Source organism: Streptomyces sp. NPDC016677 (assembly GCF_055562815.1).
This window is the reverse complement of the sequence record NZ_JBVHEO010000004.1, coordinates 175,444-186,584: the sequence shown is the minus strand read 5'-3', so window position 1 is coordinate 186,584 and position 11,141 is coordinate 175,444. Positions and strand designations below refer to the sequence as shown.

Genomic DNA, 11,141 nt, shown 5'->3' with positions numbered 1-11,141 from the left:
CGCCCGCACGCGTACCCGAAGGCGGCCCGGCCACCTGAGAAGCGAGGTGGCCGGGCCGCGGCGCGCCGGGGTCGGGGAGCGCCGAGCACGCGTCACGGGCGGCGCGTCACATGACCGCCGGTGCCGGAACGCCGTCCTTCGCCGAGCGGTCCGTCCGGGGCACCGCGACGAGCGTGATCACCACACCGAGCAGGGCGAAGCCGGCCCCCACCGCGAAGGCCAGCCGGAAACCCTCGGTGGTGGCGTCCGCGACGGCGGCCTCGTCGGGACGGCCGCCCGCCAGCAGTCCGGAGATACGCGCGTTGGCGACCGAGGACAGCACCGCCAGGCCCAGGGCTCCGCCGATCTGCTGGGCGGTGTTGATGAGCCCGGAGGCCAGCCCCGACTCCTGCGGGGTCACCCCGGAGACGGCGATGATCGTGACGGGTACGAACGAGAAACCCAGTCCCAGCGCCGCGATCACCGACGGCACCAGGACATCGCCGAGGAACGTACCGTCCGGGGAGATCCGGGTGAACAGCAGCAGGCCCGCCGTGGTCAGCACCAGGCCGCCCACGAGCACCGGCTTCGGGCCGGTCCGCGTCACCAGCTGCGAGGCGACGCCGGCCGCGACGATCGTCGCGACCGAGAACGGCAGATAGGACAGCCCGGCCTCCAGGGCGGAGAGGCCGAGGACCGCCTGGAGGTAGAGGGAGATGAAGAAGAACATCGACAGCAGTGCCGCGCCCACCAGGAGCGACACCGCGTTGGCGCTGGAGACGTTGCGGTTGCGGAAGATCCTCAGCGGCATCACCGGGTGGGCGACGAGCCGCAGTTCCACCAGGACGAACGCGCCGAGCAGCACCGCGGAGAGGACGAGCATGCCGATGGTCCTGGCCGAGCCCCAGCCCGCCTGCTCGGCGTCGACGAGGGCGTACACGAGGACTCCCAGCCCGACGGTGACGAGCGCGGCGCCGCCGATGTCCAGGCCGGTGCGCTCCTGGCCGCGGCTCTCACGGACGAACCTGGGCGCGAGGAGGGCGGCGGCCAGGCCGATCGGCACGTTGACGAACATCACCCACTCCCACCCGGCCCATTCGGTGAGCACACCGCCGAGCAGGACGCCGATGGCGCCGCCCGCTCCGGCGAGGGCGCCCCAGATCCCGAGGGCCTTGTTGCGTTCGGCGCCTTCCGTGAACGTCGTCGTGACGATCGACAGCGCGGCGGGCGCGATGATCGCGGCGCCGAGCCCCTGGCCGGCCCGTGCGGCGATGAGCCAGCCCGCCGTGGGCGCCAGGCCGCCCACGAGGGAGGCGACGGAGAACAGCCCGAGACCGGTGACGAAGACCCTGCGGCGTCCGAACAGGTCGGCCGTCCTGCCGCCGAGCAACAGGAACCCGCCGAAGGCAAGGGCGTAGGCGTTCACGATCCACTGCACGTTCGCGTCGCTGAAGCCCAGGTCCCGCTGGATCGAGGGGAGCGCGACGTTCACGATCGACGCGTCCAGGACCACCATCAACTGGGCGACGGCCAGCACCGCCAGTGCCTTCCACCGCAAGGGATCGGGGGATAACGGCCGTTCTGTGGGCATGGCCATGGAGGGGTACGCTCCCGGTGATGAGGTAAAGTGGATACGGAATCGGATGTCCGGTTCCGTTTCGAGACGATACGGAAGCGCGGTTCCCCTTGTCAAACACTGCCCGCCCCCCTGCCGAAAGCCGCCCCACCGAGGGCGGAGTGCTGCGCTCGGACGCCGCTCGCAACCGGCTGAAAGTGCTGGAGGCGGCACGCGCCGCCTTCTCCGAGACCGGCCACGACGCGCAGATGAGCGACATCGCCCGACGCGCCGGCGTGGGCGTCGGAACGGTCTACCGGCACTTCCCGACCAAGGAGTCCCTGGCCCAGGCGATCCTGGAACACCGCTTCCGGCAGATCGTCGAGTTCCTGCGCACGGAGGTGCTCCCCGATCCCGACCCCTGGAACGGCCTCGTGCGTTCCCTGGAGTACTGCGCCACCATGCAGGAGCAGGACCGGGGCCACGTCGAGACCGTCACGGCCCTGGTCGGCGGCAGCAAGTTCGACGAGAAGGCGATCGCCGAACTCGACGAACTCAACGACACCCTGCTCAAGCGGGCCCAGGCACAGGGCTCGGTCCGCACCGACCTCACCGCCGCCGACATGTCACCGCTGTACATCGGTCTCGCCCAGGTCGTCCTGGCCGGCGTCACCGACTGGCGCCGCCACCTCGCCATCCTGCTCGACGGCCTGCGCCCGCGCCCGGATCACACGGCTGAGCCAGGCCGCGGGAATCCCGGCTGACGCCGCCCCGGAAGGCGGTCACGACCGGGCGCGCGTACGCCCCGGAGACGCCCCCGCGCCCGCCGCGCGGGCCGGCGGTGGAGAACCCCGGCTGGGCCGACGCCGGCGCTGACTACGCGTCGAACCGGTCGGCCCGCCTCCCGCCTTCGGCCGGAGGAGCCCCCACCGCGGCGGCGAGTTCGCCGCGGTTGCGGGATCCGCCACGGGGACGGAGCCCGCAACCGGTTGTTCACCGGGCAGAGGTCAGCCGCTGACCGTGATGTTCGAGCTCCCGCTGCTCTGGAAACCCTCGGTGGCCATGATCATGTAGTACCTGAACTGGCCCAGGTTCAGGCCCGCGCGCGCCCAGGCGTCGAAGTGGTTGCCGGTGGTGATGGTGCCGGAGCCGCTGGTCACCTTCGACTGCCGGACGCTCCAGTACTGGTCGAAGGTGCGGGTGCCCTCGACGGAGGGGGCGTTGTACCGCGTCGTCTTGTAGATGTCGTACGTGCCGCCGTCGCTGTAGACGGTGCCCCGGTACTCGCCGGTGGGCCGGAAGCTGCCCCAGTTGTCGACGATGTAGTACTCCACCAGCGGGTTCGACGTCCAGCCGTAGAGGCAGCCGTAGCCGTTGCCGGACGGGTTGAAGTAGCCGGTGTAGCGGACCGTCCTGCGCCCGCCGGTGTTCCAGCCCTTGCCGGCGACGAAGTTGCCGCAGTTGGTCCACCGGGTGCTGTAACTGCCGCCGCCGTTGAGCGTCATGGAGACGGAGCCGCCGCCGTCGGTCCAGAACGAGTAGTACATGCCGTCGTAGCCGGTCTGGTTGGTGGTGATGGTGGTGGCGGCCTGGGCGGTGCCGGGCAGCAACAGTCCGGACGCGGTGGCGAGCGCGACCGTGCCGGCGCCGCCGAGGAAGCCTCGTCGGCTCAAGCCGCTGAAGGGAGCGGGGTTCTGCTGGATCTGGTCCTGCTGCGTGCCGTCCTTCTGCATGCGTCCTCCCGATGAAGGCTGGTGGGGGGCGGCCAGTTTCTGCTGTCCGCGGCCTTGCATGGAACACGGCGGGGGTCGCCCGTCGTCGTGCCGCGACGACCGACCGCCGTCCCCGGCCATGTGGCGCGGGGGAAACGACGGTCTCCTGTCGTCCGGTGGCCACAGTGTTCGTAGAACGCCATGACCCTGTCAATCCTTTCGGCAACCTTTCGGAAACACATCCGTCACGGAGCAGGGCTCCGAGAGGACAATTTCGCTGGTCAAGCCGCCTCCCCGGTAAGCACGTGCGAGGGACGGGAAGAGACAGGGAAGGAACGTACCGCAAGCACGTGCGCGAGCTTCGAAACTTTCGAGCGCGTGCGGACGCGACTGCGGCGGCCCCGCCGGGAACGCCTGCGCGCGAACGGCCCGGCACGCGTCACCGCGTACGAGGCGGCTACGTCCGCGACCGTCGCTGCGGAAACCGTGTGTCACACCTCCCTCACCCAGTAGATTCGTCCTCATGCGCGGGCAGGACGGCCGCGTGCCTTCCGGACCGGCGCAAGGGGAGGGAACAGGGTGCGTCCCGGAGACGAGCTGGCCGACCGTTACGTCGTGAAAGAGGTCATCGGCGCGGGGCGGGGTGGCGAGGTGTGGCTCGCCCACGACACCGTGGTGGGGCAGGACGTCGCGCTGAAACCCCAGCGGATCGAGGGAGACCGCGAGGCCGCGCTGCGGCTGCTGGGCGAGGCGCGGGCCCTGGCCAAGTTCCGCGACCATCCCCACGTCGTGACGCTGTTCGACGTGGTGACCGAGGCGCCGGAGGAGGGCGCCGCCACGACGTACTGGTTCGTCATGGAGTACGTGCCCGGCGGCCTGGACCACGCGCCGCCGCTGCCGCCCCGGCAGGCGGCCCGAATCGGCGCCCAGCTCGCCACCGCACTGGCCGCGCTGCACGAGGCGGGGGTCGTCCATTGCGACGTCAAGCCCGCCAACATCGGCCTCACCCGGCACGGCACGGCCAAGCTGCTGGACTTCGGCGCCGCATACCGCGTCGGTGGCACCGAGACCATCACGGCCAACGGCCCGTACAGCTTCACTCCCGACTACGCCGCTCCCGAACTGGCCCGCGGGAACGTCCCCCTGCCCGCCTCGGACGTGTTCTGCCTGGCCGCCACGGTCCATGCCCTGGTCACCGGCGCGCCACCGCGCGGAGACGCGGGAGGGCACGCTGACGGGCCAGGTGCCGGCCGGACCGGCGGCGAGGGCGGGGCCCGCCTGGCGTACTGGAAGGCGGAACAGGGGGTCGTGGAGATCGACGCCCATGCCGTGGGCCCGCTGTACCCCGTGCTCTCGGCCATGTTGCGGCACGATCCAGGGGGACGCCCGGAGGCGGCCGAAGCGTGGCGGCTCCTGGCAGCCGTGGGCGAGGACGAGGACCGGCGCCCGCGCGGCCCATGGTGGTTACTCACCGCGGCGCTCGGTCTGAGCGCCGCGCTGGTGGCCGCGCTGTGCACCTTCTCCGGCGACCGGGACGACGACGCCGCGGGCGGGACTGGCCGCAACTCCGCCCAGCGGCAGCTTCCCGGCGGCTCCTTGCGGGGCGCGGCGCGGTCCCTGATCGGCGATCCGCACACCGCCGACGTGTGCGCCCTGGCCCGTCCCTCGGCGTTCGACCGTTTCGGCGAGAGCCACGTGGATGTGGACTACGGCAACTTCGACCGCTGTGACGTGCTCGTCCAGACCGACGACAGGAACCGCGTCGACGTGTCGTTCCAACTGCGCGACGGCTCGCCCCCGGAGGTGTCACTTCCCTCCCGGACCATCGGGGAGATCGCCGTCCGGGAGGAGCCACCGGCCGAGGGCGAGTGCGGGCTCCTGCTGTCCCACGGGAAGCCGGGCGAGGCGGGCGACGTCGTCCGGATCCGCGTCGACGTCGGCGAGGGCACGGTGGCCGGCGGCGCGGCCACGTTGTGCACGGTCGCCGAAACCGCCGCCCGCAGTGCCGCCGACGCCCTCAACCGGGGCCCGCTGCCCCGCCGTGAGCCCGCCTACCCGGACGACTCCCTGGCCTGGTCGGACGCCTGCGGGCTGCTCGACGCCAAGGCCCTGTCCGCCGTGCCGGGCATCGCCGCCGACGCGCCCGAGGCGGGCGTCGCGCACTGGAGCTGCGAGTGGTTCAGCGATGTCGACGACCTGGAGGCGGGGATCTCCTTCTTCCGCGACCAGCCCAAGTCCGCGCGTGACGGCGACCCCGTCCGACTGGGCGGCCGCGACGCCGTCGTGGTGCCGGAGGGCAACGGCGGCACAACCTGCACGGTCTTCGTCGCCTACCGCGAGTACAGCGGCCACGACGCCGGGACAGCCGCGGAGATGCTGCGCCTGTATGCCGGCGGCCGGCGTCCCGTGGCCGAACTCTGCGCCATGGCCACCGACCTCGCCGCCTCCGCCGCCGAGAAGCTGCCCGCCGCCTGATTCCGGCCGGCCGGCACTTCCGGGAGGGGTCCCGAGCGGATCGGCGCATCGTGGTGAGCACGTGAGGCGGGGCCGGCCGGCCGCAGGTCCCACCGTTGCCGATCCGCAGGCGTCCCGCGCCCCGCGCACCGAGGAGACCAGCGATGCCTTTCTCCACCAGCCTCGCGCGCGGCGTTGCGCCCACCGCGCCCGGCACCCTGCACGCGCGCACGGTCACCGGCGACCTCCGTATACCGCCCAGCCCCGGACGGACCGTCCGCTTCGGGCGGGGCGAGCGCCCCGACGTGGACCTGGAGGTCGGTGTCGACGACCTCCGAGTGAGCCGGCGACACGGGGAGCTGACGTTCCGCCAGGACCGCTGGTGGCTGCGCAACACCGGACGTCAGCTCGTGCGGCTGCCGCGCGGCCGATGGATGCACACCACCACCGAGCCCGTGCCGCTCACGACCGGATACACCCCCCTGTTCGTCAAGGGCTCCGGCTACCGCGAGCACCTGGTCGAGCTGTACGTGGCCGACTACGACGACCAGGGCCCGGTCTCCCGTCGCCGGGCCGACACCCTGCGGCCACAGACCTGGGCCCTCGACGACGACGAACGGCTGCTCCTCGTCGTCCTGGGCCAGCGGTACCTGCTCTACGAGGAGGATCCGCGGCCCCTGACCTACTCCATGGCCGCCCGGCAGCTCGTCCATCTGCACCCGGACGGCAACTGGAACGAGCGCAGGATCGAGTACCGCATCGAGGCGGTACGCCGCCGGCTGCACGGTACCGGCTTCAAGTACGCGCTGATGCACGACAGATCCGAGGAACGCCCCTCCGACAACAGCCTGCTGCACAACCTGCTCAAGGGCCTGGTCGAGTCGACGACACTCGTGCCGCCGGACCTGGTCCTCCTGGACGACGCCCCCGACGGGCCGGACGAGACACCGGCAGGACAGCCGTAGCCGGATCCGCGACGCACACGGGCTCACGCGCCTCCCCCGCCGGTGCGACCGCAGCCGCCGGCCCCGGTCGGGTCGGCATGGTGCCACCCGGGCCGTTGCACGGTGGTGATCGACCATCCGGTGGCGGAGCCGGACCGGAGCACCCCGCGCGACGGCAAGGTACCGGTGACGGGCCCGACCCGCCACCGGTACCTCCGCCCGTCCTACGCGGCGCCGGGGCCGACGTCCACCGCGGTGAGCGGGGCCCGTGTGATCGTGGACGCCGACCGCTCGTCGGCGCCAGCATCGACGCCTCCGGTGCGGGCCTGGCCGTCCATGTCGTCGGTCACGAAGGCGTGGTCGCCGGTGCCGGTGTCGATCGCCGGGCTCCCGGCACCGATCCGATACAGCGATCCGTCGGAGGCGAGCAGCGGGTCGACCGCCCTGACGGAGCCGGAGGGCACGGACACGCCGAGGGTCGCCGATCCGGTCGGCCACGCGATGTTCCCGGCGTAGGTCATGTTCTGGGGCTGCCTGACTTCGTTGATCAGCTTGCCCTCACTGCCGGTGACGACGTTGTGGGCGATGACCGAGTCGACCGGGGCGAGTGTGTAGTTGGCGCCGATCTCGATGTTCGACGCGTTGTTCACGAAGGTGTTGTTCACGACGGTCGCCCGGTGGACGCGCCAGTGCGCGCTCAGCGCGCCCGAGGTGTCCACGTCGCCGCCGTCGATCTGCAGGGCGGCGTCATAGCCGCTGCCGGTCAGACCCTCGAAGTAGTTGTTGTAGACCTTGTGGTCCTGTCCGTAGATGCGGATCCCGCCGGTCCCCGCCTTGCCCTGGCCGAGGAAGAAGTTGCCGTAGAACTCGCCCCGGTTCCCGTGCCGTTGGGACAGCACGCCCTGGGAGGCGCGGAAGGTGTTGTAGCGGACGATGTTGTCGTTGCTCTTCACGGAGACGATCTCCGGGTCACCGTCGCAGTTCTCGAAGAGGTTCGACTCGACGACGGTGAATCCGCTCGACCGGGAGATGCCGCTCCAGCCGACCCGGATGGCCTCCATCTCGTTGTCCGCGCGGGGACCGATGTCGCTGAAGCGGTTGTGGTCGATACGGTCGTGCTGCGACTGCTGGGTCTCGGATCCGTCGATGGTGATGAAGTTACCGAGCTGGTGCTTCTCCTCGAACAGGTTGTGATCGATCCGGTTGTGGTGGCTGTCCGCACCCTGGACGATCACCCACTTCAGCGAGGACTCCTCGGTCAGCCGGAAGTGGTTGCGGGTCAGCCGCACATGGTGGGAGCTGGTGATCTTCAGTGTGTCGCTGTTCGTGAACTTCAGCCCTTCGAAGGTGACGTAGGAGGAGTCCGCCACCTCCAACTGCCCGTCGTCGATCACCGCCTTGCCGCGGTTCTCCGCGACGACGGTGATGGGCTCGGCGGCCGTTCCGTTCTTGCCGGTCATCCTGCCGATCGCGTAGGAGCCGTCCGCGAGCACGATGCGGTCCCCGGGCCGCGCGTCCCCGAACGCGCTCTTCAACGCGTCCGAGTCCGCGACCCGGACCGTGCGGGCCGGGCCCGGCTCTCCGTCGTCTCCGCCGCTGCCGTCGGCTGGGTGGATGTCCGTCTCGGTGATGCTGGTCCAGTCGTTGGACGTGTTGCCGTGGCCGACGATCCGCACGTAGCGGGCCGAGGTGTCGGAGAAGTCGTACTTCTGCTGCTCACGTGTACTGCCGCTGCTGGTTGTCCGGGACAGGACGGTCTGCCACGACGACCCGTCGCCGGACACCTGGACGTCGAACGTGTTCTTTCTGCTGTCCCCCTGGTGCCAGGCGAGCGACACCGACCCGACGGTCCGCGCCGATCCCAGGTCGTAGCGGATCCACGCACCGTCGCCCTGGGACGACCAGCGGGTGGCGAGATCGTTGTCCAGGGTGTTGGCCGGAACGTTGCCGTCGTCGGGACTCGCCGAGACGCCCACGACCCCGACCGGCGAGTCCCCGCCGGGATCGGGGGGATTCTCGCCCGCGGGCTCGATGTCGTACGTCCGGACCCAGTCGACCTCGAGCACGGCCGGGCGCAGCCCGCTGTCGCCGGTGAAGTTGTCGAGCTGGATGTTCAGGTGCCCCGAGGGCATCGCCTGGATGTCCCCCCGGTCGGCGTTCGCGCCGCCCGACTCCCGGAACCACTCGACCCCGTCGACGTAACCGACCAACGCGTCCGGTGTCCATTCGAACGCGAAGTTGTGCCACTGTGTCATGTCCAGGGGGCAGAGGTCGTTGCGCTCCTTCTCGTCCGTCGGGCTCTTCGGGTAGTGCAGGAAAGCGGTGAGGCACTGTGCGGCGGGATCGGACGTCTCGACCCAGTCGTACTCCCCGTTCTCCAGCCGGTTGCCCGCAGTGGGCCAGATCAGGTGCAGCGCGTGGTAGAGCCCGCCGTCCGGGCCGGTGTTCCGTGAGCGCGAGCGGATCTCCCACCGGCCGTACTGGGCGTCACGCTGCTGCCTGAGCCATCCCGTGTCGCCGTTCGCCTCGCCGCGCATGGTGAGCATTCCGTCGGCGACGGTGCTGTTCTTGGCGCATCGGCGGCCGTTTCCCGCGTGCCCCTCCCAACATCCCTGGGTACCGCCGATCTCGCCCGTGGGCACCGCCCATTTGGCGGAGTCGACCGCGCCGGTGTAGGTGAACTCGTCGGAGATCGGCAGCGGTGTGCCCCAGCCGTACCGCTCGGCGGCTTCGGTCCGGTCCCCGTCTCCCCCGCCGTCTCCCCCGCCGTCGCCCTCACCGTCGCCGTCCGCGTGTGTGACGTCCAGGTCGTAGATCTTCACCTGGCCGTAGTTGTCGGCGCTGCACGGGTCCGAGTTGCCGCAGTTGGCCTGTGTGTACGCGCCGGCCTTGAAGTAGGCGCCGGAGTAGTCCTTCGACAGCGTGGTCTGCAACCGGCCGTTGTAGTAGACCTTGGTCTCGCCGTCGCTGACCTCGAACTTCGCCTGGAACCTCGTACCCAGCTCGTAGTCGTCCGTCACCAGATGGTGGTGCGACGTGTTCCCGGCGGTGATGTAGAGCTTGCTGCCTTCCAGACGGAAGACGGTGACGTCATCGGCGGCGTCGTGGATCTGCCCGGCGACGACGTACGGCCTTCCCTCGGGAACGTCCGTGATGGCCTGGTCGATCACCATCGTGTGAGTGCCGGACGTGGACGACCAGCTCGCCTTGGTCCTGCCGGAGTCCGTCATCTCCCGCAGCTCCGAGCGGGGGTTGCTGGAGCCGCTGGTGGTGACCCCGTTGACCGGGGCCCGGAATCGGACGGCCGAGCAGTCGTCGGCCGCGACGAACCACGGGTCGTTCGCGTACGTGGCGAGTTCCGGCTGGTAGACGTTGGTGGGCGATTCCTCCTCGCCCACCGGCAGCCCGATGTACCAGTCCGTCAGGTCCAGTACGTCGGCCGGGTAGGCGCAGGTGCCGCCCCCGTCGCCTCCGCCGCCATCGGCTCCGTAGATGTCCGTCTCGGTGATGCTGGTCCAGTCGTTGGACGTGTTGCCGTGGCCGACGATCCGCACGTAGCGGGCCGAGGCATCGGTGAAGTCGTGGCTCTGCTGCTCAAGAGTGCTGCCACTGCTGGCTTTCCGGTTCACCACCGTGGTCCAGGACGATCCGTCCACGGACAGCTGGACGTCGAAGGTGCTCTTCCTCCGGTCCCCCTGGTGCCAGGCGACCGACACCGATCCGACCGTCTGGGCCGAGCCGAGGTCGTAGCGGATCGACACCCCGTCGCCCTCGGCGGACCAGCGGGTGCTGAGGTTGTTGTCGAGGGTGTTGGCGGGGACGTTGCCGTCATGTGCGCTCGCCGTGACGCTCTTGACCTCCAGCGGGGAGGGTTCCGCGGCCGACGCGACCGGGTGGAGACCACCCGAGACTCCGACGGCGGCCGCACCCGCTAACAACCCGTGCAACATGCGTCTCATAGGGCCTCGCTTCGATTGACGGCCCCGGACGATCGGGACGGCTGGTCCGGGGCCGGACGGTTGTGGTCGGTAACCGCGAGATGGCGCACCTCGCGGTGGTGCTCCACATGCGGGGCCACCGTGTCAGACGTGTGACGGGACCCCTCCCGCACCTCGTGACCGACGGCCGGAGACCGCTGCGCCGAAGCCGATGCCGGGTGCGCCGTCGCCCTGTCTGCCGTAGGCCCGCTGACACGGCTCAGGACCGTGTCCTGCGTGGTGAGACGGAGGAGCGGAGGAGCCGCTTGCAGCGGCACAGGCGGCAGCGAGACCGAGAAGAGCCAGGCAGTCGCGGGGATCTCGCTTGTGGCGGGGGCTGAGACCGCGGCAGCCGGTCAGCCAGGACATCGTCAGCGCGACGACCCACCGTCGGCACCCCCATCGCTCGCTGGACTCAGTGCCCTTGCGGGCGATCCGCACGCCGATTCACTTGCCGCGCAACCATCCGCGCAGGTCGGCCCGGTCGCAGGCTTCGCCAGGCTCGGGGCGCGACCGGCGG

General features: G+C 70.7%; 6 protein-coding genes. 3 read left to right on the top strand and 3 right to left on the bottom strand.

The window, feature by feature from the left end; genetic code table 11:
* Window positions 1-106 precede the first annotated feature (106 nt).
* Window positions 107-1,537, bottom strand: a complete 1,431-nt coding sequence (locus ACZ3IG_RS14245) for an MFS transporter (protein ID WP_467431898.1) — start codon at window positions 1,535-1,537, stop codon at window positions 107-109.
* Window positions 1,538-1,716: 179 nt separating this feature from the next.
* Here ACZ3IG_RS14245 and ACZ3IG_RS14240 point away from each other — a divergent pair, with 179 nt between their 5' ends.
* Window positions 1,717-2,298, top strand: a complete 582-nt coding sequence (locus tag ACZ3IG_RS14240; RefSeq protein WP_467431895.1) for a TetR/AcrR family transcriptional regulator — start codon at window positions 1,717-1,719, stop codon at window positions 2,296-2,298.
* A gap of 243 nt (window positions 2,299-2,541) precedes the next feature.
* On the opposite strand, the gene ACZ3IG_RS14235 is transcribed toward ACZ3IG_RS14240, so the two are convergent.
* Window positions 2,542-3,267: a glycoside hydrolase family 11 protein gene (locus ACZ3IG_RS14235; RefSeq protein ID WP_467431894.1), complete on the bottom strand. Its 726-nt coding sequence runs from the start codon at window positions 3,265-3,267 to the stop codon at window positions 2,542-2,544.
* A gap of 558 nt (window positions 3,268-3,825) precedes the next feature.
* Between ACZ3IG_RS14235 and ACZ3IG_RS14230 the strand changes: the two genes are divergently transcribed.
* Entirely contained in the window at window positions 3,826-5,721 is a 1,896-nt protein-coding gene (locus ACZ3IG_RS14230) for a serine/threonine-protein kinase (RefSeq protein ID WP_467431893.1), read from the top strand.
* Between the two features lie 143 nt (window positions 5,722-5,864).
* Window positions 5,865-6,665, top strand: a complete 801-nt coding sequence (locus tag ACZ3IG_RS14225) for an FHA domain-containing protein (protein ID WP_467431891.1) — start codon at window positions 5,865-5,867, stop codon at window positions 6,663-6,665.
* A 203-nt stretch (window positions 6,666-6,868) separates the two neighbouring features.
* On the opposite strand, the gene ACZ3IG_RS14220 is transcribed toward ACZ3IG_RS14225, so the two are convergent.
* Window positions 6,869-10,603, bottom strand: coding sequence for a chondroitinase-B domain-containing protein (locus ACZ3IG_RS14220; RefSeq protein WP_467431889.1), 3,735 nt, complete (start codon window positions 10,601-10,603; stop codon window positions 6,869-6,871).
* Window positions 10,604-11,141: the final 538 nt, after the last annotated feature.

Bases quoted from the DNA above. Each gene is read 5' to 3' on its own strand.
- ACZ3IG_RS14235 (WP_467431894.1), bottom strand. From the start codon at position 3,267: ATGCAGAAGGACGGCACGCAGCAGGACCAGATCCAGCAGAACCCCGCT.
- ACZ3IG_RS14225 (WP_467431891.1), top strand. From the start codon at position 5,865: ATGCCTTTCTCCACCAGCCTCGCGCGCGGCGTTGCGCCCACCGCGCCC.
- ACZ3IG_RS14220 (WP_467431889.1), bottom strand. From the start codon at position 10,603: ATGAGACGCATGTTGCACGGGTTGTTAGCGGGTGCGGCCGCCGTCGGA.